The 26,192-nt window shown below is 55.7% G+C and carries 19 protein-coding genes; 6 read left to right on the top strand and 13 right to left on the bottom strand.

What is annotated here, in order from left to right; translation table 11 throughout:
* The first annotated feature begins 5 nt into the window (after window positions 1–5).
* Complete coding sequence (locus EBAPG3_RS08420) at window positions 6–5,177, top strand: malto-oligosyltrehalose synthase (RefSeq protein WP_085921995.1); 5,172 nt, start codon at window positions 6–8, stop codon at window positions 5,175–5,177.
* A gap of 273 nt (window positions 5,178–5,450) precedes the next feature.
* On the opposite strand, the gene EBAPG3_RS08415 is transcribed toward EBAPG3_RS08420, so the two are convergent.
* The 5 genes from EBAPG3_RS08415 to glgX form a co-directional block, all read right to left on the bottom strand.
* On the bottom strand, window positions 5,451–7,313 hold the full coding sequence (locus EBAPG3_RS08415; RefSeq protein WP_227869183.1) for a putative bifunctional diguanylate cyclase/phosphodiesterase: 1,863 nt from the start codon (window positions 7,311–7,313) through the stop codon (window positions 5,451–5,453).
* A gap of 17 nt (window positions 7,314–7,330) precedes the next feature.
* Window positions 7,331–8,806, bottom strand: a complete 1,476-nt coding sequence (locus EBAPG3_RS08410; RefSeq protein ID WP_004176449.1) for an ATPase domain-containing protein — start codon at window positions 8,804–8,806, stop codon at window positions 7,331–7,333.
* Complete coding sequence (locus EBAPG3_RS08405) at window positions 8,799–9,206, bottom strand: hypothetical protein (protein ID WP_004176451.1); 408 nt, start codon at window positions 9,204–9,206, stop codon at window positions 8,799–8,801. The genes EBAPG3_RS08410 and EBAPG3_RS08405 overlap by 8 nt, the downstream gene beginning before the upstream one ends.
* Window positions 9,207–9,667: 461 nt before the next feature.
* A complete protein-coding gene (locus EBAPG3_RS08400) occupies window positions 9,668–9,913 on the bottom strand; it encodes a GIY-YIG nuclease family protein (RefSeq protein ID WP_335582677.1) in 246 nt (81 codons plus the stop codon).
* A 369-nt stretch (window positions 9,914–10,282) separates the two neighbouring features.
* Window positions 10,283–12,385, bottom strand: coding sequence for a glycogen debranching protein GlgX (glgX, locus tag EBAPG3_RS08395; RefSeq protein ID WP_004176459.1), 2,103 nt, complete (start codon window positions 12,383–12,385; stop codon window positions 10,283–10,285).
* A 402-nt stretch (window positions 12,386–12,787) separates the two neighbouring features.
* On the opposite strand from glgX, the gene EBAPG3_RS08390 reads away from it, so the two are divergent.
* Complete coding sequence (locus EBAPG3_RS08390; RefSeq protein ID WP_004176462.1) at window positions 12,788–14,053, top strand: glucose-1-phosphate adenylyltransferase; 1,266 nt, start codon at window positions 12,788–12,790, stop codon at window positions 14,051–14,053.
* On the opposite strand, the gene EBAPG3_RS08385 is transcribed toward EBAPG3_RS08390, so the two are convergent.
* Window positions 14,050–14,784, bottom strand: coding sequence for a hypothetical protein (locus EBAPG3_RS08385; RefSeq protein ID WP_151898897.1), 735 nt, complete (start codon window positions 14,782–14,784; stop codon window positions 14,050–14,052). The two genes, EBAPG3_RS08390 and EBAPG3_RS08385, sit on opposite strands and share 4 nt — an antisense overlap.
* Window positions 14,785–15,016: 232 nt before the next feature.
* On the opposite strand from EBAPG3_RS08385, the gene EBAPG3_RS08380 reads away from it, so the two are divergent.
* The gene (locus tag EBAPG3_RS08380) at window positions 15,017–16,126 is read left to right on the top strand and encodes a GGDEF domain-containing protein (RefSeq protein ID WP_151898896.1); all 1,110 of its coding nucleotides are present in this window, start codon (window positions 15,017–15,019) and stop codon (window positions 16,124–16,126) included.
* Window positions 16,127–16,139: 13 nt separating this feature from the next.
* Here EBAPG3_RS08380 and pyk read toward each other — a convergent pair whose 3' ends face one another.
* A complete protein-coding gene (pyk, locus tag EBAPG3_RS08375) occupies window positions 16,140–17,651 on the bottom strand; it encodes a pyruvate kinase (protein WP_040851838.1) in 1,512 nt (503 codons plus the stop codon).
* A 73-nt stretch (window positions 17,652–17,724) separates the two neighbouring features.
* Here pyk and EBAPG3_RS08370 point away from each other — a divergent pair, with 73 nt between their 5' ends.
* Complete coding sequence (locus EBAPG3_RS08370) at window positions 17,725–17,985, top strand: hypothetical protein (RefSeq protein WP_004176473.1); 261 nt, start codon at window positions 17,725–17,727, stop codon at window positions 17,983–17,985.
* A 263-nt stretch (window positions 17,986–18,248) separates the two neighbouring features.
* Here EBAPG3_RS08370 and EBAPG3_RS08365 read toward each other — a convergent pair whose 3' ends face one another.
* Window positions 18,249–19,589 carry an anaerobic C4-dicarboxylate transporter gene (locus tag EBAPG3_RS08365; protein ID WP_004176474.1) on the bottom strand — a complete coding sequence of 447 codons (1,341 nt, stop codon included), beginning with the start codon at window positions 19,587–19,589 and terminating at the stop codon, window positions 18,249–18,251.
* A 491-nt stretch (window positions 19,590–20,080) separates the two neighbouring features.
* On the opposite strand from EBAPG3_RS08365, the gene EBAPG3_RS08360 reads away from it, so the two are divergent.
* Together EBAPG3_RS08360 and EBAPG3_RS08355 are read left to right on the top strand one after the other, a co-directional pair.
* Entirely contained in the window at window positions 20,081–21,424 is a 1,344-nt protein-coding gene (locus EBAPG3_RS08360; protein WP_004176478.1) for a cache domain-containing protein, read from the top strand.
* Window positions 21,421–22,062, top strand: a complete 642-nt coding sequence (locus EBAPG3_RS08355) for a response regulator transcription factor (RefSeq protein ID WP_040851840.1) — start codon at window positions 21,421–21,423, stop codon at window positions 22,060–22,062. Before EBAPG3_RS08360 ends, EBAPG3_RS08355 begins: the two co-directional genes overlap by 4 nt.
* Window positions 22,063–22,307: 245 nt before the next feature.
* Here the strand turns inward: EBAPG3_RS08355 and EBAPG3_RS08350 are convergent, their stop codons facing one another.
* The 5 genes from EBAPG3_RS08350 to EBAPG3_RS08330 all read right to left on the bottom strand — a co-directional run bounded on the left by EBAPG3_RS08350 (window position 22,308) and on the right by EBAPG3_RS08330 (window position 25,429).
* Window positions 22,308–22,496, bottom strand: a complete 189-nt coding sequence (locus tag EBAPG3_RS08350) for a hypothetical protein (RefSeq protein ID WP_004176483.1) — start codon at window positions 22,494–22,496, stop codon at window positions 22,308–22,310.
* Window positions 22,497–22,542: 46 nt separating this feature from the next.
* The gene (locus EBAPG3_RS08345) at window positions 22,543–23,079 is read right to left on the bottom strand and encodes a DUF4410 domain-containing protein (RefSeq protein ID WP_004176485.1); all 537 of its coding nucleotides are present in this window, start codon (window positions 23,077–23,079) and stop codon (window positions 22,543–22,545) included.
* A gap of 53 nt (window positions 23,080–23,132) precedes the next feature.
* Window positions 23,133–23,534 (bottom strand): hypothetical protein, encoded by a 402-nt coding sequence (locus EBAPG3_RS08340; protein ID WP_051048963.1) that lies wholly within the window; start codon window positions 23,532–23,534, stop codon window positions 23,133–23,135.
* Between the two features lie 134 nt (window positions 23,535–23,668).
* Window positions 23,669–24,256, bottom strand: coding sequence for a hypothetical protein (locus tag EBAPG3_RS08335; protein ID WP_227869182.1), 588 nt, complete (start codon window positions 24,254–24,256; stop codon window positions 23,669–23,671).
* A 123-nt stretch (window positions 24,257–24,379) separates the two neighbouring features.
* Window positions 24,380–25,429: a PEP-CTERM sorting domain-containing protein gene (locus EBAPG3_RS08330; RefSeq protein ID WP_004176492.1), complete on the bottom strand. Its 1,050-nt coding sequence runs from the start codon at window positions 25,427–25,429 to the stop codon at window positions 24,380–24,382.
* Window positions 25,430–26,192: the final 763 nt, after the last annotated feature.

Here is a 26,192-nt window from a genome sequence, read left to right as displayed (position 1 = left end):
GATGCATGAGCAATCCGCTTGATCAACTATGCGACCGGTATGGCGTCATGCCGTGGTACAGCGATATCTGGGGCAATGCCCATCATACCTCCGAAGCCGCAAAACGCGCCCTGCTCGGCGCCATGGGAATAACGGCGAACACCGCGGAAGAAGCCGCCTCGTCCTTGCATGCTTTCGAGCGGGGCAAGTGGGAACAGCCATTATCGGCGGTACAGGTGGTGCGTGAACCGGCGCAGCCGCACCGCATCGCCATCGCTCTGCCGGTGAGCGAGGACAGGCAGCCCTATCGCTGGTGCCTGCGCCGGGAATCCGGCATCGAAGATAGGGGTGAATTTATCCCGGCCACGCTGAATGACGTAGAGCGCGGCCATCTCGACGGCCAGGAATTCGCGCGGCGGATGCTGGCGCTGGATCTCGCCGTGGAGCCGGGCTATCACCGTTTCTCGATTGAGCGCGCGGATCGGCTTGGCCTCAGCGGCGAGATGCCCCTTATTGTCGCGCCCGCCACCTGCTACGAACCACCGGCAATTCACGGCGAAGGGCGGGTGTGGGGTTTCGCGGCCCAGCTCTACGGCATCCGCTCCGAGCGCAACTATGGTATCGGTGACTTCGGCGACTTGCGCCGCCTGATCGAATTTTGTGCCCAGGCCGGCGCAAGCACGCTGCTGCTCAATCCGCTGCATGCGCTCTTCCCGGATGCACCCGAGCATGCGAGTCCATACAGCCCGTCCAGTCGTGCCTGGTTCAACATCCTGTACCTGGACGTGGAAGCCATCGCCGATTTTGCCGAGTGCGAGGAAGGGCGCGCGATGGTGGCGGCACCTCGCTTCCAGGCTCGGCTGCGCGCGCTTCGCGCCACGGAGCAAGTGGATTATCGCGCTGCCGCGGAGGCGAAATCGAACGTTTGCGAGCACCTTTACCGATATTTCCGCACCCATCACTTGAGTCGCGACACTGGCCGGGCGCAGGCTTTTCGCGCCTTCCAGGCCGAACACGGCGACAGCCTGCGCAAACAGGCGCTATTCGAGGCGCTACAGGAGCATTTCCGCGTTCAGGACAGCACGGTGTGGGGCTGGCCCGCGTGGCCGGAAGCCTACCGTGAACCGCATGCGCCGGAGGTGGCGGCATTCTGCGATGACCATCTGGAGCGGGTTGAGTACTTCGAATACTTGCAATGGCAGGCTGCCGCGCAACTGGGGGCTATAGGCGCCTCTTCATCGGCGTTGGGGCTGGGTGTAGGCGTAATGTTCGATTTGGCGGTCGGCGTGGCGGAAGGTGGTGGCGCCACGTGGGCACGGCGCGAACTCTATGCATTGCGCGCCAGCACCGGCGCCCCGCCGGACGATTTCAACTCTCTTGGTCAGGACTGGGGACTGCCGCCGTGGATTCCCCATCAACTGACCGCCGCGGCCTACGCACCTTTCATTGAGCTGCTGCGGGCCAACATGCGTGATTCCGGGGCGCTGCGCGCAGACCACGTGATGGGTCTGTACCGCCTTTTCTGGGTTGCGCGCGGCCTGCCCGCTGCGGAAGGCGCCTACGTGCGTTATCCATTCGAAGATCTGCTGGGTATTCTCGCTTTGGAAAGCCAGCGCAATCGCTGCCTGGTGGTGGGCGAAGACCTGGGTACCGTTCCCGATGAAGTGCGCCAGGCTTTGCAGCCCATGAACGTGATGTCGACGCGGCTGCTGTATTTCGAGCGGCGCGACGACGGCCGGCTGAAGCCGCCACAAGAATATCCGGTGAATGCCGTAACAGCGGTTACGACGCACGATCTGCCAACGCTGGCGGGATTCTGGCAAGGGCTGGACATTGATCTGCGCCAGCAGAGGCATCTGTTTCCCGACGATGCGGCACGAAACCGGCAGATCGTCGAGCGTGCCGCGGATCGCGCGCAGATATTGGTGGCGCTGGAGAGCGAAGGCGTGCTGCCGGCTAGCGGTGGCCTGCATCAGGTCGGCTTCCCCGAGATGACGGCGGAGCTGGCGGCGGCTGTGTACACCTACCTGGCGCGGGCACCGTCCAAACTGCTGCTGGTGCAGATGGAAGATGGTTTCGGCGTGCGGGAGCAGCCGAATTTGCCGGGCACGGTGGAACCGGCCTACCCTAGTTGGCGGCTCAAGATGCCGCTCAATCTGGAGGAGTGGCAGGGCAGTGCCTTCCTGCAAGGGTTAACACTCGCCCTGCAGCGGGAGCGGCCGGTTTTGCATGCTACTCCATCCGGAGGAGACGTTGCGAACGGCGTGAAATCGTGGATACCCCGCGCGACATACCGGCTGCAATTGAATCGCGACTTCGACCTGAAGCAGGCAACGGAGCTGATTCCGTATCTGGATGAGATGGGGATCAGCCACTGCTATCTGTCACCACTGCTCGAGGCCCGCCCCGGCAGCCGCCACGGTTATGACATCACTGACCACAATAGCCTTAATCCGGAGATCACAAGCGCCGAAGACTTCGAACAATTTGTTGCCACTTTGAAACGGCACGGCATGGGTCAGATCATGGACGTGGTGCCCAATCACATGGGCATCATGGGTGCCGACAACAACTGGTGGCTGGATGTGCTGGAAAATGGTCCGGCATCCAGGTTCGCCAGCTATTTCGACATCGACTGGTATCTCATCGCCGGGGATCTGCCGGGCCGGGTCCTGCTGCCGGTACTCGGCGACCATTACGGCACGATTCTGGAAAATGGTGAGCTCAAGCTTGCATTCGATGCCGGGCAAGGCGCATTCAGTGTGTTCTACTATGAGCATCGTTTCCCCGTGGACCCTCGGGAATATCCACGCATTCTGGGCCGTGGCCTGGAACGCCTGCGAATGCGGCTGGGGGATGAGCATGCGGAGTTTTTGCAGCTCCAGTCCCTGATCACCGCCTTTAGCCACCTGCCGCCACGCGACGGTGCGGCTCCCGGCGCAGTCGAGGAGCGCGCCCGCGATAAGGAAATGCACAAGCGTCACCTGGCCTCGCTATCTGCAAGCAGTGCCGACATCGCGCACTTCATTCAGGAAAATGTGGCAGCTTTCAATGGCACGGCGCCGGATACCGTGAATTTTGATCCACTGCACGAATTGCTGGAGGCCCAGGCCTACCGCCTGGCTTTCTGGCGCGCGGCAGCGGATGAGATCAACTATCGCCGCTTCTTCGACATCAATGATCTGGCGGCGCTACGCATGGAAGATCCGGAGGTGTTCCAGCACACCCACCAGTTGGTGCGCAAGTGGCTGGCGCGCGGCGATGTAAACGGGCTCCGCATCGATCATCCGGACGGGCTGTACGCGCCGAAGGAATACTTTGAGCGCTTGCAGGCCATGGCGGCGGAGCTTTCCCCCCAAACGGCGGAGGAAGATCCCAAGCCACTGTATATGGTCGTGGAAAAGATTCTCGCGTCCCATGAGCATCTTCCGGACTCCTGGCCGATCCATGGCACCACGGGCTATGACTTCGTGGCGACGTGCGGCGGCCTGTTTGTCGACGGTACCGCCACCGATCATTTTACCCGGCTCTATCAGGGCTTCATCCGGGAAAAACCGGACCTGGACAAGATCATACGGGCAAACAAGCACCTGATCATGGAAACCTCACTGGCGGGCGAACTGCAGGTGCTGGCCACTCAACTGATGCGTATCGCGAAAGGCAGCCGCCGCACCTGCGACTTTACCTTCAACAGCCTGCGCGGCGCGCTGGCCGAGATCGTGGCGAGCTTCCCGGTCTACCGTACCTATATCGCCGATCGCGAGGCTTCGGCGGAAGACACCCGTTATGTGGATTGGGCGGTGGGAGTCGCGAAGAAACACAGCAAGGTGGCGGACACCAGCATTTTTGATTTTGTGCATGACGTGCTGCTGGCGCTGCATGCGCAGGGAAAGAGCGAGACGCAGCATGACGCAGTGCGCGCCTTTGCCATGAAGTTTCAGCAGTACACCAGCCCGGTGATGGCCAAGGCGGTGGAAGACACGACCTTCTACCAGTACAACCGGCTCGTGTCCCTGAACGAGGTCGGTGGCGAACCGCAGCGCTTCGGCGTGTCGCTCGCGGCATTCCACCGAGAGAATCAGGAACGTGCACGCCGCTGGCCGCACGCCATGCTGGCCACATCGACTCACGACAACAAGCGCTCAGAGGATGTGCGGGCGCGCATCAGCGTGCTCTCCGAGATACCGGACGCATGGAAGCGCGCGCTTTCCCGCTGGAGCCAACTCAACCGCGGAAACCGCCGCAAGTTGAATACCGGCGAATACGCGCCAAGCCGCAACGACGAGTATCTGCTTTACCAGACGCTGCTTGGCGTGTGGCCCGCCGGTCAGGCTCAGCCGGGTCCACCAGATTCGGCGGAACTGGCTCGGCTAGCCGAGCGCGTGGAAGCCTACATGCTCAAGGCCGGACGCGAGGCGAAGGTATACAGTTCGTGGATCAATCCCAACCCGGAATATGAGGAAGCGACGCGCGATTTCGTGCGCCGGCTGTTATCCCCTGAATCCGCCAATCTGTTCTTGCGTGATTTTTTGCCGTTCCAGGAGCGTATCGCACGCGTGGGCGCTTTCAACAGCCTGTCGCAACTGCTGCTCAAACTTACTTCGCCGGGTGTGCCGGACATCTATCAAGGCAATGAAGTATGGGACTTCAGCCTGGTCGATCCGGACAACCGCCGCCCCGTCGACTACGCGGGACGGCATGCGGCCCTGCAAGCGATCAAGATCCTCTATGCCAACGAGGGTGCCGCCACGTGCGCGCAGCGTCTGCTTGAGAATCTGCCGGACGGCCGGATCAAGCTCTATCTGACTTGGCGGATACTGGCATTCCGGCGCGAATGCGAAGCACTTTTCCGGGACGGCGGATACCTGCCCTTGAAAACGCATGGGGAACGCACTGAGCAGGTATGTGCCTTCGCCCGGCATCATGGCGACGAAACCCTGCTGGTCGTAGTGCCGCGTCTGCTTGGCGGACTCATGGGAGACCATGGCCGGATCCCGGCCGGCAAGCTCGTGTGGGGCAACACCTGGTTCGAATTGCCGCCGGAACGCATACATGAGAGTTGGACTAACACGTTGACGGACGAGACCTTCAGCTTGCAGGCGCTCGGGGAAGCGCATGGACTCGCGCTGGATCAACTCTTCGATACATTTCCCTATGCGTTATTGAGGGCACAGAAGACGGGGCCAACTCCTTTTTAGTGCAATCTACGGCGTGACATTCAAGATGGAATGAAAACTTGATGTTCCTCATTTACGGAGGAACCCTCACGATCATCCTAATGCGCTATTCCTGAAGAAACAAGGTGTTATCGAGCCTTTTTTATTTTTTTCCAATAAGGAGGGCTTGTGAGCCGATGCCAATGAGAGGTCAGGGTCTGAAATGATTTTCATGAATCGGTTATTTATGACTTCATGCTTCGGGCTCTCCAGATGAGGCAGGGCCTGAAGAAGTGAAGGGAAGTCTCCCCCTCATCACCTGGGGAGTGCGGGGGGAATACCGGTTTGCAATAAGGTGGCGAACGTCTCTGCGACAACGGGACGGCTGAAATAGTAGCCTTGGCCCTCGTCGCAATGCCGAGCCAGAAGAAATGCATACTGCTCTGGAGTTTCCACACCTTGCGCTATGACGCGCAGTTTGAGCTTTTTACTCATGCAGATTACGGCACTGACGATGTCGGCATCGTCGGAAGTGGTGGTCATCTGACGCACGAATGACCTGGCTATCTTCAGAGTACCGATCGGAGACCGCCGCAAATAACTTAAGCTCGAATAGCCGATGCCAAAGTCATCGATCGAAAGCTTTACACCCAAATTTGCGAGTGCATGCAGCACGGAATCGGTCAACTCCCGGTCCTGCATCAGTACACTTTCAGTCAGCTCGAGTTCCAGATAATGCGGCTTCAGGCCTGTTTCCTCAAGCGTCATGCGTACATTTTTCAGAAAATCCGGGGCGTTGAATTCGAGTGCAGAGATATTCACCGCGACGGTGATGGGCGGCAAACCAGCTTGTCGCCAAGTCCGGGCCTGGAGACAGGCTTCGCGCAGTACCCAGCGGCCAATTGGCAGGATCAGGCCGCAATCTTCAGCGATGGGTACAAACTGTGACGAAGGCACTAACCCCCATTGCGGATGCTGCCAACGAATGAGCGCCTCAACCCCGATAATCCGATTGCTGTGAACATTTATTTTCGGCTGGTAGTACAACACGAATTCCTGATGCTCCAGCGCAAGGCGCAGGCTAACTTCGATGGACTGACGATGGACAGCCCGCACACTCATTTCAGGCTCGAAGAATTTGTAATTGTTGCGACCGCCTTCTTTGGCATGGTACATAGCGCTATCCGCACTCTTGAGCAGGGTTTCCGCCTCCTGGCCATCATCGGGGTAAATACTGATGCCGATACTCACTGAAACGAAGAGCTCATGATGATCGATGAGATGTGGAGCAGCGAGTGCGGTGAGCATGTTTTGTGCAATGAGCGCCGCATCTTCTGCGTGCATGATATTCGACAGGAGTACCACGAATTCATCTCCCCCCTGGCGGCCGATGGTATCCGAGTGGCGCACGCAACCCCGGAGGCGCTGTGCCACCGACTGCAGCAACTGGTCGCCAACTCCGTGTCCCAGGGAATCATTGATTTTTTTAAATCGATCCAGATCCATGAATAGCACTGCAAATCGCCTGCCTTGACGGCGAGCCAACTCAATCGCCTGGTTAAGCCGGTCTTGCAGGAGCATTCGATTAGGCAAGCTGGTAAGACCATCGTGATGGGCCAAGTATTGCAGTTTGGTGGCAACCGTTTCGACTTGCTCCGCCAGCTTATGCGCTTCAATTACAGAGACTACCAACCTGGCGTTCGCTTGCTGCATCATCATCAGGTGGTCGTCGGACGCGGCCTGTCCCATATCGGTCTTGCGAATTACCTCCTCCCGCAAGGAGGCAGTCCCTTCGCGTAGATGGGCCGTATCTTCACGCAAATCAACAGCATTCTCACGAAGTTCCACGACCTCTTGCCGTTGTGTTTGTCCCGTATCTACTCCGTGAATCACACTCTCGCGCACGAAGGCTGTCTCTTCGCGCCGATGGGCAGTGTCTTCCCGCAAGTCAGCGGCATTCTCACGAAGTTCCACGGCATCTTTACGCCGCGTAACCAGCTTCTCGCGTTGGAGAAGGGTTGCCTTGTCGTCAACGACAGCACCTTCCCGGCGTGTAATGTCTTTTTCCCGGGAAGCTAGCAACTTGTCTTTGTGCTCGCTGGGTAGGTCCATTTGACCTGGGTTACCGGTCTCCGAATCATTGGTATCAGAAACGCCGTCATCGTCATTTCTGCTCATTATGGCCATCCCTTCCGTTACCCAGATCTTTTAGCTGGGTCGATCTTAGGATGGCCCGACATGATTCCGTCATACCCGGCCAAGGTCTGACCAATAACGATGCCTCCATCTGTAATGTCAAACAGTCGAATGTCCTTGCTGTGCTCACTGCCACGCACTTTTACCACCGAGAAGACGCGTTTGAGCTGGCCCCCGATTTCGGTATAGCGCTGCACGATGATTGCGTCAGCAAGAAAAGCACTCCCAAATGGGCTAAAGCGCAAATCAGTGAAACGGTCTTCCAGTTCAGAGGTCATTAAGATGGTCACGCCCATGCCGGTCAGCTTGGCGATCATCCTGTACAGCGAGCCACGGAAATCCTCGCTTAATTCGGGCGCCAATGCCAGTTCGAAGCCAGACAAAGAATCAATCACCAGGCGCTTTGCCTGCATTCGATCAATCATTTCGATCAAATCATGCAGGGTTTCATCAATCGACAAATCCAGGGAACGCGTGTCGATCACCCCAACCTGCCCAGTGTTCACCAGCGATGACAGCTTGGTGCTTAGCAGTTGGCTGGGGCTCTTTTCAAACGCCGCAATGACACCGGGTTCGCCCTTGTGCACGCCTTCGGCCAGAAATTCCGTCGCCAATATGGTTTTTCCGGAACCGGATGGCCCCACCACGAGCAGCGAATAGCCCACCGGCAAGCCGCCACCCAGCATTTCATCCAGGCCGGGTATCCCCATGGAAACACGTTCGTCGCGGGTGGGCAGCTTTTTTGCTGATTCAACCGCTTCGCCTTGCTCGATGATCACCCGCGGGAAAACCTCAATTCCGTGATCCGTGATACGAAACGTATGCAAACCTTGCGCCTGGGCTTGACCCCGTATCTTGACTACTTGCATCTTGCGCACCACTGAATTGCGATGCAAATTCTGTGAAAGCGACAGGATGCCATCCGCCACGGTAAAGACAGGACTTGATTCTGATTCCGGCGACAAGTATTCGCCGATCAGAAATGTTGTTGCCTGCCAGCTCGTCATTTGCATGCCCAATTGCTGGATGAACCGCTGTAATTCGAACACGCCCTGTTCCCCACGCTTTACTGACCTGACGACGGATCGAAACGAATCGACAAATACCAGGCTGGCGGCATAGCCTTTCACTTCCTCGTCGATGCGTGACAATACGCGGTCAAAACTTCCCTCCATGAGGTCTGCAGACAGGTTGACAAAGCGGATCGACTCATTGATTTTATTGATGTCAAAAAACGGAAATTGTTGTTGATAACGAAGCATCTTCAAAGCGGGTTCGCCCAGTACCGTGAAGAACAACGCTCGATTATCAGGATTTGCCAGGGAGAACATGATCTGATGAGCGAGCGTAGTTTTCCCGGTTCCCGGCGTGCCGGCAATCAGGTTGAAGGAAAATTCTGGCAGGCCGCCGCCCAACAGGTTGTCCAGACCGGGAACGCCCGTTGCCAGGCGGCGTATGCATAGTTTCTCATTCATTTTTGAACTCCGTGCCAGTGCTATTCGAAATATCAGTATCCCAAGCTAAACTTAAAATACGGGTGGTTAACTGCTCGCCAATCAATGACGCCAGGATGTCGGTAAAAGTGATCAGCAGCAGACGGTTTGCTTCACTGGCTTGCGCAGGCGCTTGTCCTTCAAGGCTCGCTTTGAGTCCTGCAAACCGGTGATCAATCTGTGGTGGGAATTGGCTAGCCGCGAGCCAGGGAAATTTTGACTGGCTCAGAAATAGGCTTCTCGCGTAAAGTGAATTGAAACCATCTTCACCGACGATTGAAATAATTTGGGTCGCCAGGCGCTCCCATGCGTAAATCGCGGCATCCGCAACTTTCCCGGTGGACTCTGCCAGGAGACTATTAATTATCTGGTGTCGTAACAATCCTAGCCTCCGTAAAAATAGTACTGCTAGTCTTCGGTGATGCGCTGTCATTAAATCGGAGACATGGTCGGCAATGATAACTGATGGCACGCTATCAGATCATTCTGTCAGGTTTCTGAATAGCTGTAGAATTTTACAGGGGGCATTGGGCAGAAAATCCAATGCGAGTGATATCCAAAGGACTTGGGATTACGACTACATGCCAACGCTAACCGCGATGAGTGGGTGAAGGCGGCAGGGCAAGGCATTTTTAAACAGAACTGCGATGGGTAGATAAAATCTCAAAGAAATGCCCCAATGGACACGCATAACCCGGGACCGCTCTATTGATGTGACACATTTACGAAGGAATCCTTACTTTCCCCATATTCATATCCGAGCGCGTGATTCGTGGCATTGCGAATGACATGGTTCTTGGAGAACCACCGAAAATCCCGGGGAGTCTTTGGCCCCGCCAGTTATTATTTCAAGGCCAGGTGGGCGTCAAGCAGCATCAATTTTTCTTTCCTGCCCATTTGTTTGATTTCATACTCGCGTATGCTGGCTTCTGAGCGCGTATCGTATTTTTCCTGGTACACAAGCGTCACTGGACGCCGGGCGCGGGTGTATCTGGCGGCAAGCACATCATTCGTATTGTGTTCGCCCACGCGTCGCGCTACATCCATGGCAATGCCAGTATATAAGCTGCTGTCTGAACAGCGCACCATGTATACGTTCCATGTATCCATTAAGCAAAGCACCCTGCCCCTCGGGGCTCGGGGTATTTAACCTCATTCGTGGGATAGGGGGCTATGGTTCTTCTCCCCCTCGTGGTTAAAACCGAGGATCTCCGCAACGGTATTCCGGAAGACGAGAACGCTTTGAAGAGTTTAGGCAGTCGCAAGTTGGTTCATCTATCTTGACATCCCTTGTTGAGGCCATGGTTTTACCGCCCATAAGCTTGCAACATGCGCAATTAATATTTAATAACAACATGATAACACAAAACACAACGCGCTGGGGTTGTCTGGCAAAACAGATTTTTCGGATAAAACTTGAAAGCCCATAAATATCGGCTGAGACACTTTAACAGTCGGTCAGCCCTGGCGCTGCAACAGCACTATCGACCGCGGCGCCACGGTCAGCGTGGCGCCAGCCTGAAGCGGTGGGGCATCTTCGGCCCAGCCTTGTGTGGTGTCGAGCACCCGGAGCCAGCTTGGTCCCCAGCGGGTCGCTGGCAGAATAAAATCCAGCGCTTCGTGGTGGGCATTGAAGATCAGATAGAAACTGTCGTCGGTAACCGGTTCGCCGCGCGCATTGGGATTGGGAATGGTTTCGCCATTGATGAAAATTCCCAGGCTTTTGGCGAGCCCCCCTCCCCATGGCTCTTCGCTCGCCTGTTCGCCGGTGTGACTAAACCAGGCGATATCGCTGCAATCCGCTCCATGGATGGCCCGGCTTTGGAACCAGCGGCGCCGGCGAAAGACTGGATGGGTATGACGGAAGGCAATGAGGCGTTGGGTGAATTCCAGTAAATCCTCATCGGTGTGCGCCCAGTCAAGCCAGGAGATCTCATTGTCCTGGCAATAGGCATTGTTGTTGCCCTGCTGGGTGCGGCCGATTTCATCCCCCGCGAGCAGCATGGGCACGCCTTGCGACAGCATCAGCGTGACCAGAAAATTGCGTTGCTGCCGTGCGCGCAGGGCAAGCACCTCGGTATCACCCGTCGGACCTTCTACGCCGCAGTTCCAGGAGCGGTTATCGTCGCTGCCGTCGCGGTTGTCTTCACCGTTGGCCTGATTGTGTTTGCAATTGTAAGACACCAGATCGCGCAGAGTGAAGCCGTCGTGCGCGGTGACGAAATTGATGCTGGCAAATGGAATGCGCGAGTTATCGGCGTAAAGATCCGGGCTTCCGGCGAAGCGATAGGCGAATTCGCTCAGGGTTTCTTCCTGGCCGCGCCAGAGATTGCGCAGGCAATCGCGATACTTGCCGTTCCACTCGGACCAACCCGACGGGAAATTGCCGACCTGGTAGCCGCCTTCGCCGAGATCCCAGGGTTCGGCGATCAGCTTGACCTGACTGATGACGGGATCCTGCTGGATGATGTCGAAGAAGGCGGACAACATTTCCACTTCGTGCAGTTCTCGCGCCAGGGTAGCGGCCAGATCAAAGCGAAAACCGTCCACGTGCATTTCCAGTACCCAGTAGCGCAGCGAATCCATGATCAGTTGCAGCACGTGCGGCTGGCGCATGTTGAGGCTGTTGCCGGTGCCGGTGTAGTCCATGTAGTAACGGCGATCCCCCGCCATCAACTGATAGTAGTAGGCATTGTCGATGCCCTTGAAGGACAGCACCGGCCCCAGGTGGTTGCCCTCGGCGGTGTGGTTGTAGACTACGTCAAGGATGACTTCCATGCCAGCCTGGTGCATCGTCTTGACCATCTGCCTGAATTCGGCGCTGGCGGCACCCGGACGTTTGTCCGCCGCGTAGCCGCCGTGCGGCGCGAAGTAGGAAATGGAATTGTACCCCCAGTAGTTGCGCAGCCCTTGGTCCACCAGGCGTTTATCCTGCACGAAATAGTGCACCGGCATCAGCTCGACAGCCGTGACGCCGAGCTGTCTCAGATACGCGATCACGGCCGGATGAGCAAGACCGGCGTAGGTGCCGCGCAATTCGGGCGGTATGTCCGGATGCTGCGCCGTGAAACCCTTGACGTGAAGTTCGTAGATGATGGTTTCATTCCATGGACGCCGCAGCTGGCGGTCTCCGGCCCAGTCAAAGAAGGGTTGCTGGACGGTGCACCTGGGCATGAAAGGTGCGCTGTCCGCACCATTTTGCGCACTTTCATCCCCGTTGAAAGGGTAAGGGAATACCGCCTCATCCCAGCGAATATCACCGTCAATGCCCTTGGCGTAGGGGTCGAGCAGGAGTTTGGCCGGATTGCAGCGATGGCCCTGTTCGGGTGCCCATGGCCCATGTACGCGGAAGCCATAGCGCTGCCCCGGTTCGATGCCGGGAAAGTAGCCGTGCCAGCAGCGGCCGGTGCTTTCAGGCAGATCGACCCGGGTTTCGCGGCCTTGTTCATCGAACAGGCACAGCTCAACACGCTCAGCCATATGCGAGAACAGCGAGAAGTTTGTTCCCGCGCCATCAAAGGTAGCGCCGAGCGGATAGGGATTTCCGGGCCAGACTTTCATCGGAAGCAATGGCCGTGCGGCAATATCCGGCGCCCCGCGAACTGGCAGAGCATATGAAGGAGAGGAACGATCGGCATGGATTGAGTAAAGGGATTCGAATTTTTTCTTTTGGCTTGTTTCACTCTAGCAGAAAACCGCAACGATATGGGCTATAACTAAACCAGCGTGCTGACCGGTGATTAAACCTGGATCTGAGGGTTGAGCGCTTATTTGAGAGTCTGCCACCATGATTTTTAAACAATTTTCATGCCACTGGATGCTCGCTTCCCGGCGAGTCCACCCTCGGGCAGGTTGCACTGTTCTGGGGGCGCATGGCTGCGTTGGGACGCCTTGTCCTGCCTCCCCGGACGGCGTGCTTCTTCCCATCCAAAGGCCGGATTCAGGTTAAGGAGGAAGAACGATATGTGGGAGAGAAGAGGCCGGAAAAAAGTCATGGCTTTTGTGATGGCGGGTGGCGAGGGTTCGCGCCTGCGGCCATTGACGACAGAGCGCTGCAAACCGGCGGTACCCTTCGGCAGCCGCTATCGCATCGTGGATTTTGTCCTCACCAATCTGGTGAACTCCGACATTCGTTCAATCTATCTTCTGGTGCAGTACAAACCGCAATCCCTCATCGAGCACATCCGCAAAGCATGGACAATTTCCACCCTGTTTTCCGAGCAGTTCGTAACGGTGGTGCCGCCGCAGATGATGACGGAACATACCCTGTTCGGTGGCACGGCGGATGCGGTGTATCAGAGCCTGAACCTGATGGACATGCACCGGCCGGACCTGGTGGCGGTATTCGGCGCGGACCACATCTACCGCATGGACGTCCGGCAGATGGTACGCTTTCACTGCGAGAACAACGCGGATATCAGCGTGGCTGCACTTCCCGTGCCACTGGAGCAGGCTTCGAACTTCGGCATTATCGAAGCGGATGCGTCGCAACGAATCAGGGATTTTCAGGAGAAACCGGAGCAACCGAAGCCCATGCCCAACGATTCGCAGCATGCTTATGCGTCCATGGGAAATTATCTGTTCAACGCGGACCTGCTGAGGACAGCGCTGGAGGAAGCGCACAAAGAGGGCGCGACTGATTTCGGCCATCATGTGCTCCCGCGCCTGTCCAGATCCCATCGGGTGTATGCCTACGATTTTTCAACCAACGTGGTGCCTGATACCAAGCCTTATGAGGAAAAAAGCTACTGGCGCGATGTGGGAACACTGGACACCTATTTCGAGGCACACCGGGACATGCTCGGCCTGAAGCCCCACTTTGATCTTTTTAACCCTCAGTGGCCGATTTTTTCCAGCCATTACCAGGGACCCACCTCCTGGGTGATGCAAGGCGAACTCGACAATGTTCTATTGGGCGCGGCGAATATCATAAGAAACGCGAAGATACGCAATTCGATCCTCCGGCGCGAAGTGATGGTTGAGCCGGGCGCGCAGATCGAAGACTGCATCATCATGGATTATGTGCGCATCGGGCGCGGAGCGAAGCTGCGCCACGTGATCGTTGACCGGCATAACGTGATTCCTCCCGGTGCCGAAATCGGTTTCGATCCCGAGCGCGACCGGGAGAAATATCACGTGACCGAGGGCGGATTGGTGGTCGTGCCCTTGGGCGACGTGCGTTACTACTCCCGCGAAGAGCGGAGGATGAATGCCGGCTATTCCGATTAGATGGGACGAGCCATTCCCGAATGGTCTTGGGCAATAAACGATCCGGCATCGACAGACTGGATGAGCGCGGCGTAACCCGGCCGGAAAGCTGCCCAGGAAAAAACAATCGCTTCCGGCTCACCCAGCCATGACAATTCACCACTTCCTTGCATATCCTGCAACCCCCGCAGAATCATCTGCTCAAGCATTCGTCCGAAGGCCTCGTTCGAAGGAAAAACCTCGATTCCCTCCGGTATCTCCATATTGCCGAGGGCGGTGTGATATGCGTGTTTTATGCCGGTCCGCCTGATCGTCTTCCCTTTCATGGTGATGGCCATCGACATGGTATAAGCATCGGTAATGGTTTTTCCAACCATCCACAGCGGAAACCCCGAGCGGGCCGCTTCCGCGGCAACGGTGCCGCTGTCGGCAATATTGTTCAGGACTATCCGGACGGCGCCATCGCCCTGGTTGTCAACCGCGGAGACCACATCAACCGGGGTAATAACACCGGTGTCGCCAAGTATCTTTGCGGCATAATCCCGCAATGGGATATCTCCCTTGGGAAAATGCGCGCCATTTCGCTGAAACTCGACAACGAGCTGCAGGCGATACGGTGTCTCTCTCTTTTTGACATCCTCATATTTCATCTTGGGCAACGAAGCGCCCAGAAAAGAGCGGGGCGACGCGCATCCCATCAATGCGGAGGAAACAATGACAGATGCCAGTATCACGCGGGGGCAGAGGTTCATGGTGACTCCGTACGGGTTCATGGTATATGACGCATGCTCCGGAAACTGGTGCTCGATGACTGTTTCATGATTAATTTTTTACCATTTTGTGTCATCAATGCCGGAATTGTTGAGCGTAGTGCATTATGCTTTAAGCTGCAACCTGCAGGATGCCGTCATCCCATGAAAATCATCCTGCCTCCATCGCAAACACTTATGGGAACCAATGAATGCGCCACGCGCTCCATATCTCATGAATACTGATACCACTTTCGATTGCGCGGCGTTTGGATTTGACAGCGCGCGAATCCGGGAAACACTATCGATACTGGGTCTGCAAGCGGAGCATGCCAAACTGGCGGAGCGTATACGGAGAGAAACCACAGGGGGAGAAGCCAAGGCGATGGTCCATTCCTGCTGCATCGCGCTGGCGCGGGATCGGGGCTTCGCGCTGATCGAGCGGAATATCGGTATCGAATGCTTCACGCAAACATGGACGCTGCATTTGCAATGCTACGGCCAGGATTTCGATACCCCGAAGTATTTTGGAGAACGGCTGGCCATCGCCGCCGCTTTCGTGCGCGCAAAAATTCCCCAAGGCCTTCTGCAGTTACAGCATAGCCTCACGCAGCAAACCCTGATAAACAATCTATCGGTCAAATTTGCCGATGATACGGCAACCTTGGGGCCCCTCATCGACTGCGTTGTGAAACTCACCTCCCTGAATGTATACCTGAGCGCGGAAGGTTACCATCTTCCGCAAATTGATGAACTGCGAAAGGCGCTTACCAAGTTGCGCAAGGAAACATCCCACTGGCACCAGGAAGCCTCGACCGACCAACTCACGGGCTTGATGCGATATAACACGCTCATGGAAGCCCTTGATCATCATATCGATATCGCGCACAGGGGTCACGATGGCCGGAGTGGCAAACCTTTATGCGTGGCGATGATCGATCTCGATTTCTTCAAGAAAATCAACGACACCTACGGACACGTGGTGGGCGACTTCGTACTCAAGCATGTGGCGGGCCGGCTACAGGCGGCGGTGCGGGACTTCGACATGATCGGCAGATTCGGAGGGGAGGAATTCGTTATTATCATGACGAACACTCCTCTGGAATTGGCGGAAGTCATCGCGGAGCGGGTACGCAAAGGGGTGATGGATACTCCCCTGCACTTGAAGGAATTCAGCATCCCGATAACAATCAGCGTGGGCGTTGCGATGTTGAGGTCAGGCGAACGCAAGGAGGCATTGATTGAGCGTGCGGACAAGGCAATGTATGAAGCGAAAAATGCGGGACGTAATCGGGTAATGCTCGCCAAGGATACCGGGGATTCAGGTACGCTTCCTGAATTGTAGCGGGAAAAACCGCCTATCCGGTTCCCCCATCCCGGCTCAAGCGTATCGTCCGGAGCGTGTCGGCTCTTTCGCAAGCGCTGCTGGAAGCGGAAACCAGCACAACCTGGTCGCCGGGTTCCGCCAGACCCTGCGCGACCAGCCACTCTCCGGCTTGAATCAGGCAAGCCTGCGGGCCGGTTCCAGTGCCGGTTCCAGTGTCGGATGCGGCGATGGAAAGAAGGGGCGAAACTCCGCGCACCAGTGCCAGGCTCCGATACAATCTCATGGAGCTCGCCACGACGACAAGCGGCGCCTGGGGACGAAAACGGGCAATAGCCAATGCTGCCGCCATGGTATGGGCGGGCACGACGATGGCTCGGGCGCCGAGGCGCGCCGCGAGCTGGCATGCAGCGAAGCTCAGGGCATTGTCCGGGTTGTCCGGTGAACTGGGAATATCCGTCGCCCGCATCCGGTCATATGCCATGCGCAAGCTGTATCCCTTCTCCGTCGCAGCAAGCACGCGGGCAAGAAATCGCACTGCGGCGACAGGAAATCGGCCGATGGCCGTCTCGGCGGAAAGCATCACGGCATCCGTTCCGTCGAGGACCGCGTTGGCCACGTCGGTGGCTTCCGCCCGCGTCGGATGCTCGCGCTCCACCATCGACTCGAGCATCTGCGTGGCGGTGATCACCGGGCGGCCGCGCGCATTGGCCGCCGCGATAATGCGCTTCTGCACCACCGGTATCTCGGCGAGATCGGTCTCGACCCCCAGATCCCCGCGCGCAACCATCACGCCGTCCGACGCTTCCACGATCGCATCGAGATCCGCGAGGGCCTGGCGCTTCTCTATCTTGGCCATCAGCAGCGGCCGTTCCCCCGCCCCGGAGGGCAGGCATGCCCGCACCCGCGCAAGATCGCCGGCCGATTGCACAAACGACACGCCGACCCATTCCACCTCCTGCGCCACCGCGAATGCAAGATGCTGCCGGTCGTCATCGGTAGGCACCATTTCGCTCAGGACCGATTCGGGAACATTGATCCCGGAGCCGGAGCGCACGGTGCCACCGATGATCACTTCACAATGCACGCCGGCGGCGGCCGTGATCCTCACGCACAGCTCGATCGAGCCATCGGCCAGGAACACCGACTCTCCCGCACGAAGCGCCGGGAGCAGTTCCGGATCCCGCACCGGCAAAAGGCGGCTGCGTTCTTCCGCATTACCCCCCACTTCCTTCACGAAGCTGTCCTCCGCAATCAGCGTGATCATCTCGCCTTCGGCCAGCTTGTAAAAATTATCCGGCAGGTCGCCAATGCGGAATTTCGGACCCGGCAGATCGATGAGTATGGCTACCGGCTGGCCGAGCATATTCGCGGCGTTGCGCACCCGCTCAATGCGCCTCGCGTGATCGGCATGACCCCCATGCGATGCGTTCACGCGCGCAACATCCATGCCGCACTCGATCAGTTGCTCGATAACGCCGGGAGGATCCGTCGCCGGGCCCAGCGTACATACGATCTTGGTTCGCTGCCAATTGTGGGGAATCATATCGCTGCTGTCTCTATATAATTCAGCGGATTTCAGCTATCGTTGCCTTTGCTGGCTCAACCAAGGAGACACCATGCCCAAACTGACCCATTACGTCAAGATGGCGGCTAACGAGTATCTGGAGGAAACGGGACGCACCGAACTGAATGCTCGCTGGATTGCCGAATTCTTTCAGGACTGCGGCGTGCAGGATGCCTACCCTCGGCAGGATCTGGTCGTTTTTGCGGAAATGGTGCAGAAAGAATTGACTAAGAATGAAGAGCAAGCCGCCAAAAAAACGCGTCTTCTACTGGACAAAACCCTGCGCGGAATAAAGTCCGCACGCAAGCTTTAAAAAAACCTGCTAGCCGGTTCCCGGAGCTCCCGGCGGGGACACCTGCTATTTTCACCGCGTTGGCGAAACCGGATCACGTGGCCGCATTTCGAATGGAAGGATGGATATCATCCGTCCTTTGGACGAACAGGAACGCGCAAGCGAAGCCTGTTCTCTTCATACCTGTAAGTGACATGTTACGCTTCGACAGGTGAAATTCACATATCGCCGCTCCGCCTATATCGGGAAACGGCTTGGCAGATCAGCGCATGGCTGATAATGCCTTATATCAGGCTGCGTGTAGTAGCCAGCAGGTAGCCGAACATGCATGAGGTGGCTACGCCAATCAGCCCAGGCAGGATAAAACTATTATCTATAAGATATTTGCCTGTATGGGTGGTACCCGAGAGATCAAACTGGATGGCTGCCAGGTCGCTTGGATAAGTGGGTAAAATAAAATAACCATAGCTCGCAGCCGCAAAAGCGATGATATATCCGGGTGCCACGCCCATCGATAGAGCCATCGGCACCATTGCGGTGATGGCAGCCGCCTGGGAATTCACCAGCCTGGAAACCACTAGCAGCGCGATTGCATATGTCCATGGCTGAGCCCTTACAAGGTCTGACAGTGCAATTTTCATATCCTGCAGGTTTGCTTCGAATACGGTGTTAGCCATCCAGGCAACACCGAATACTGCAACTACAGCGATCATGCCGGCACGAAAAACATCGTTTCGGGCAATGGCGGCAGAATCCGTTTTTGTAAATAGGATAATAAGAGCACCTGCCATCAGCATAAATATCTGAATGGTGATCACCATCGATAACGGTTTGCCATCCACGATGGGCCGGAGCGATTCGATTGCGCCGAGCATGGATACTGCCATTATCGCTCCTATGAATATGCTCATTGCGATCCATTGGCCGGGTAACAATCGTTTTTTTTCCGATGTAATGGCCTTGCCATACACGCGCTTCCGATTATCGGGATCAGCAACAAGCGCCTGGAACCGCTCATCCTCATCGAGTTCCTTACCCCGGAACCAGCTGAAAATACCGACGATCAATACGCCCGCTAACGTTGAGGGGACAGTAATCGATAGCACGGTAATGAAGTCGATTGACCTGCCTTCAATGGGAATAACGGCAAGAAGTGCCGCCAGCGAAACCATTGCCACCGATACCGGACTCGCGATAATGCCCATCTGGCTCGCGATGGCGGAGGCAGCCATTGGGCGCTCCGGCCGGATGCCGTTCTTGATTGCCACGTCATAAATGATGGGCAGCATCGTGTACACGACGTGCCCTGTGCCGCACACCATCGTTAATCCGCAAGTGGTACAGGGGGCCAGTACCGATATGAATCTTGGATTGCGCCGCAAGAGTTTCTCAATTCCCCACAGCACCACCTCCAACCCTCCCGAGGCCTGAAGCGTGGCCGACGCAGCCACGACTGCGATTATGGTGAGCATCACATCCACTGGCGGCTTCCCCGGCGGCAATTGAAAAACGAACACCAATATGACAAGGCCGATACCGCTTAACAAGCCAAGCGCGATCCCCCCTTTGCGAGCGCCATAAAACAGACAAACCAGAATGATCGCCAGCTCCGAAAGAAAATCCATGTTGCTCTCTTATTTTCCGAAAAAAATGGGCATGACCGCTTATCTTGAACCGGAGGTCACCCGCTAAGAACGCAGGCATATCGCACAGGCGCGGTAATCGTCAACCGAAAGAATGATGAAGTGGAAAAACAGGAAGAAGACAAATCGCGTTCAATGCGGATGATCATCTCCCGGTAACATCGCAGAATATCACCCGCCATATTCTCTCAAGCGTTTGCGTAAAGATTGAACGGAAAAAAACCGGCTGGTATTATGCCTCATAAATTATGGCAGAGCTTGAGCTGCCTCACCGCCCTCGATAAGCTCAGCGTGGACGAGACACCCCGGCCGGAGACTGCTGGCTCAACCGTGTTTGCGGCTCATCAGGCGCATGCTTTTTCAGTCATCCATATTTGACGATATTCTACCCTCTCGAACCCGCGTACCAACACGCAGAGCGGATACGTAATTCTACGTATGCGCCCTGACAGGCGGGCGATAAAATATCACTTATGAAGCTAAGGCAAAAAATCATCATATTCGCCACAGTGCCGCTGATTCTGGCGCTTTGCATAATTGCATACGCTGTGTATCACCACGCAACAGAACTGGCCAAAGCTCAGCAAGAGGTCATTCGACAGACTTACCTTGCCAGCAAGGAGATGGAACTGAGGAGCTATGTCATGCTGGCCAGACACTCGATCGCCCATATTTATGAATCCGGCCGCAAGGATGCCGCTGCGATGGATGATGCGAAAGCGATCCTGGCGAGGCTGGATTATGGGAGTGATGGGTATTTTTTCGTGTACGACCTCGAGGGAAAGCTGCTTGTGCATCCGCGAAGGCCGCACCTGATCGGGCTGAACCGGTGGGATTATAAAGATCTGAACGGCTTCCCGACCATCCAGCAATTGATCAGCCGTGCCCGCCAGGGCGGAGGCTTTGTAACCTATTCCACGGAAAAGCCATCCACCAGAAAACCCGCTGTTAAACTTACGCATGTCATTCCGCTGTCAGACTGGGGATGGGTTCTGGGCAGCGGCATTTATCTGGACGACGTCGATGAAGTGCTGACCAACGTCGAGGCACAGGTGTGGAGCAATAATTTCGACACGATGCGCTGGATTGGCGTCATTGCATTCCTTGGGGTGATCGTGGTGATTGCGTCCGGCCTGGTGCTCAATATCCGGGAGCGCCGGGCCGCGCAAGCGGAGGAACGCGCCAGAGTGGCGGGCGAGTTGCACGACGACATCTGCCAAAGGTTGATATCTGCCAGACTTCAAACTGAAACGGGAATTATCCAGTTGACGGGAATGCCCGAGCAGTTCACGCCGGCACAGAGCACGTTCGAGCGAATGGCGGCCGAACTGAATAATATCCTCGGAGACATCCGCAAAATTGCCCATGACCTTTATCCGGGTACGATTGGCTCTGGCCCCGGTCTGACAACGTCGCTACGTCAACTGGCTCATGATATGGAAAATATAGCGGCCTCCGTCGAATTCACCGCAGGGGGCGATACAGATGGCTTATCGGGTTCTGTTAATAAAGTCTTGTATCGTGTTGCCCAGGAAGCGCTGAAGAATGTCATGAAGCACGCGGCTGCCAGCCAGGCATCAATGCGGCTGGAAGGCGGCAAGCACCGGGTGACGCTCACCATCCGCGACAATGGCACAGGGTTTGATGCAGGCCGGATCGACAGCGATCCAAGGTTTGGCATGGGTTTGCGGAATATGAAAAAACGGCTGGGAGAGGTTGGTGGACACTTGCAGATCAACTCCACAAGCAGTGGCACAACGGTAATCGCCACCATTCCGCTATCCCTGTTACATTATTTTCTTCCAAGGCTGCCATGATATACGATCGACCCATTAACATCATGCTTGTGGATGATCACCCCATGATGCGTGACGCATTACGAGGCCGGCTGGAGACCAGGCCAACTTTCCGCGTGGTTGCCGAGGCGGCGGATGCGGAAGAAGCATTGCGCCACGCAAACGATATGGCAATAGATCTGGTAGTAACGGATATCGAAATGCCGGGTACCGACGGTATCGCATTGACCACAAAATTTCGTACCAAATTTCCAGCGATAGCCGTTCTGGTATTTACGCTACATCACGAGGAGGAATTTATACTCCGTGCAATCGAGGCTGGCGCACGAGGCTACGTGAATAAAAAAGAACCAGGGTCCATCATTATCAATGCGATCAATAAGATAATTAACGGTCAAACTGTTTTTCCACAGGTAGCGAAACCCGAGTCGCTTCTGACATTACGCGAAAAACAGGTATTTTGGCTTCTCGGCGACGTAAAGACGAATGAGGATATTGCCATAAAATTTGATATCGTTGAGCATACCGTAGCAGACTGCCGCTCCCGTATCCTGCAAAAACTCAGAACCGTGGTCCCGGTAGAAATGGCTGATAATCCAGCATTACTAATAATCTACGCAGTAAAATATAGAATGCGCTGTCATTATCCGGATTCATGATTCAAAGCGGGTGGTGGACTCCCTCGCTAACCTTTTTGCGCGTGCACGGACTCATCTTCGTATGGCTGCTTTCCCCGCCTGGCAGCATTAATTTACGGCATCCGCACGCTATTTCACGCATAAAAATCGGCCCCTCCCGCTATTCCAATTGAGGGCATTTGCGGCTCACGGCTTTAATATACGCATATGCGAAAAAAATCCCATCACAAGAATGGGATTATCGTGATTTGATCGGCTCAACCGGATCAAACGGCTTGCTTCTTAGAACGTGCCATAACATCCATCAAGGCAAGGCCAGCCAGCATCATGGCATAGGCTGCGGGTACAAATGTTACTGCGGGTATTTGTAGCATATGCTTTTTTATTGCTCGCAACGCTTGAAGTTGGATGCCCGGGGCAGAAAGCATGCACACTGCGCAGCCTTCCGTTTCCATATGCTGCTTTCCGCACGTTGGGTGAAAGGAGCAACAGGGCCACCTCCTATTCCTTCGCGCTTGTCACCGCCTTTGCCACCCCTTCCGCAAACCCGTGCTCCACGTCTTCAATTGATGTGATGCCGCCATAGACTCCGCCCCATGCAAAAGTTTTGTCGATATCGAACTCGGAAACTTTCGTGCGTTCGGGCAGCAGGAATACGGATGCTTTGGCATCGATATGAATTTGCCCAAGCCCAGCAAGCATGAATCTTGCGAAAGCATTGCCTTTTTCATATCTTGTCACCAAGATCGCGATCTCATACTCACGCTTGCCAGAGGAATCGGGATTCTGCAATTTTTGCATGTCGATCTTTCCCAGGATGTTCCGGGCTAATCGCTGTTTTTCATATTCATCGATAACAACGCCCTCGCCCGCTTCCACTTTCACATTGGCGGTATCGTTCGCATCCAGGCGCTGCTCCTTCGGCAACATTTCCCTGAATGCCGCTTTTGGCGATGTTGTCGCGCACCCCGAGAGCAATAATCCGGCACCTATTGCCGCTAGAACCCCAACCCTGAATACCTTGATTGAATAATACATTTTATTGAAATTCCCTCTTTTTGCCGTTAAAAATATGCATGAGACAACTGCCCTCATCTCTTCAATGGAGTGACTTGATCGACCCTGTCGTCCTTGTCGTATGAAACCTCGTACGCCATTTCGTCACCGCTAAAAACCGCCTCCGCGGGAGTACCGACAACCTCCCATAAACCCAGCGTTACCACATCGGCAGCACCATGAAATAGCGCCCTGCCAGCCTTTGTTCCCGTACTGTAACCCTGAATGAATTTGAAAATTTCATATTTCTTGCCATCCCTGGCCTCGGATACGGCAGGAGGGCCAAACTCACCAAGAATCATACTTCTCGACGTGCCTGCTCTGAACAACTCCACATTTTTCTTGTCCGGCTGTTTCGCCGCCATGAAGACCGAGCACCCTGAGCTTAAGACCAATACCGGTGCAAAAAGGAGCATTGCCAATAGTTTATATGTCATGATTTTTATTTTCTCGAGGTTTATTTTTTAATAAGAATGCCTATGACGATACGGTAATTTATATTGCTGCAGCTGGAAGCGACGATATTCGGGCTGGAGGTATGGTTTCCAGACGGCACGAACAGGCACCTATCCTATTTCTTCAGCAACTCGTTGGCTCCGGAGAAAATCCGTTTGGCAATATTCTCCAGGTCGGGAAGTTGCCCATCGCTGTAACTGACACATTTTTCATAGCCCGCTACGGTGAAACAGATATTCATGACGTTGACATCGAGCATGCGAAGTGCGGTCGTTTCGACCGTTTTGCCATCCTTCAGGAAGACCGAATACTGATTGGTATAATCACCAGGCAGGTCGAAAAAACGAATCTTGTAGAGCGCGTTTATCACGGCCAGCAAATCCGTGACCTCATAAGTGAAGGATAGGGTTTTGCCATCCTGTTCCAGTGTTGCGCTGCCGGAGCCGGACAAGCTGACCCGTTGAGCCGGAAGGGCGGCATTGCCAGGATGACGAATCAGACGGATACGCACCTCGTCGATACCATAGGTCAGTGGCGGACCACCCGGTCCAAGGCTGCGCTCTGCGGCTATGGACATTGTCATCCCAAGGCACGCGATAACGATCAGCAGAATGGCTGCGAGGAGTCCGTACGGTGTTCGTATGGAAGCAACACGCTTGAGCTTGAATCCTGCAACAAGTTTCTCATTCCCAAGCTCACCCATTTGATAAACCCCATGATCCGTATCGATTTTCGATATCACTTGCGTTCACCTCTTCTGGAAAAATGTTGCCAGCAATCTTAGCCGGACGAAAAATTGAAGATCCGGCGTCCGGACTCCGAACCGTTAGCCAATGGTGAAGCCGGAAGTGCGGCGCCGCGCAATCGCACCAAGAACGACCAGTCCCGCAAGCAGCATGGCGTAGGTTTGGGGTTCCGGCACGACCGCCACATAGCCGAGATCCTTGAGAATGCCCACCTCGATCGCGCTGTAGTCGCGCATCTGCGGTCCCACGTCCGCAGCGGGTGCCATCAGCGTCCCCCAAATGCCCGGCATCCTGTCGTCCAGATGGGAAACGCTACTGCCCGGGTTCCAAAAATCCGGCGTATAGAGCGTGACCAGAAACCCGCCATTTGCGGCCACGGCATTGGGCCCGTCAAAGAATAATCCCTCAGAACCGCCTCCGCCCCAATTGCCGACACTGCCGGTATCCCACGCCGCCTGATCCAGTGCGAAGGTATCCGGATTGATGATCGGGATATCGTTCTTGTCGACAATGAAGCTGGCAAAAGTGCTCCAGCTCCCCGCATCTTTCGTGCCGAATATGCTCGCTCCGGATTGCGTCATTGCCGGGTTGAAACCAAGGGTATGCGTAAATTCGTGGTACAGCGTACTGTAGAAGTCGTATGTGCCGGTATACCATCCCCACACGGGTGGCGTATTGAAATCAAGTTCCCAGTTTGCGCCAAAATTGACGGTTACCACTCCATCCGCATGGTCCCCGTTCAGATCCACTCCGGTTTGAAGTTTGGTCCGGACGACCTCCCCAAGGTTGAATCCCGCACTACCGGGGTTGGTGAGATAACTGCCCGCCGATGCCAGCATTCCGCTGTAGGGATCGTTTTGTGATTTTGCCGTCAGTATGATCGTGGCCGAGTTGCTGAAATGGCTGCCGAACATGCTGGAAAAGGTGCCGGCCGCTGTATCCAGAGCGGTCTGCCGGCTCGTTCCGTAGACGGGATCAAGGAACCCGGTTCCCGCGGGATCGTCATACTGGAACTGGAAGGTGATCCCGGCATGGGCGGCGGTCCCCAATGACAGGCAGCCTGCCAGCAGGCCGCCGTTTAGCGCAGCGTACACAACGCGCAAAATCTGATTCCGTTTCTGGTGTGTCATGAAAGTCTCCTTGGGCTAAGGTTCAAAGAACTGGTTTTGTGTCGACTTCACTTCCTGTTCAGGTTGAACTTTAGTCATGTTCACTTTCATTCGAATCCGTATAACTACGTCTAAAAGCTACGTAAAAGTACGTAATGCGCCATCTACCCGGTTGGCCCCTTCAATCCCGGCGACACCGGACAACCTCTCCACCATGCCGTGCCAAGCGTCGCAGAAGCGTTCCTGATAGGACATGACGGGCCTCATTCGGGCACGTCTGCCGTCAGTCGCATGCTCCGCCCGAGATAGCGCGCCGCTCTGGTAATGCCGGTAATTTTGATTAGCACGGACGGGCACCCCATACTCGGAGTGCCGTTTCGATGGACAGTGGTTCAAATGGCGCTTCTATGGCGGCGGAACTGCCTGTGCCGCGCGCACAAACACCTTCGAGATGCCAAATACCGGCATGGCAGCGTTGCAACGCTTTGGAATGGGGCGCCCGCATCCCGCGGGCGGAGTCACGCCTTTACTACAAAAGGGACTGCTTCGGCCCGCGTGGCGGCGCGCTGTTCCGCGTTGTTGCGGCTTGCTCTGCACCCCAAAACCGCGCACCCCATACTGTCCAACCGCCGAATTTAGGTTAAACCTTCCTCAGCCCAGTGCGATTGCATCATGCTTGCCTTTGAAATCATGCTTAATGGATAGTCATCCTCCAGTACTTCAGTGTGGACAAAATTATTGGCTTTCATTGACACAGGAGACTCACTCCAGATAGGGCACTACG

The sequence above is a fragment of the Nitrosospira lacus genome (assembly GCF_000355765.4).
Classification (GTDB): domain Bacteria; phylum Pseudomonadota; class Gammaproteobacteria; order Burkholderiales; family Nitrosomonadaceae; genus Nitrosospira; species Nitrosospira lacus.
Note: the sequence above shows the minus strand (reverse complement) of the source record. Positions and strands in the feature narration are given on the sequence as shown.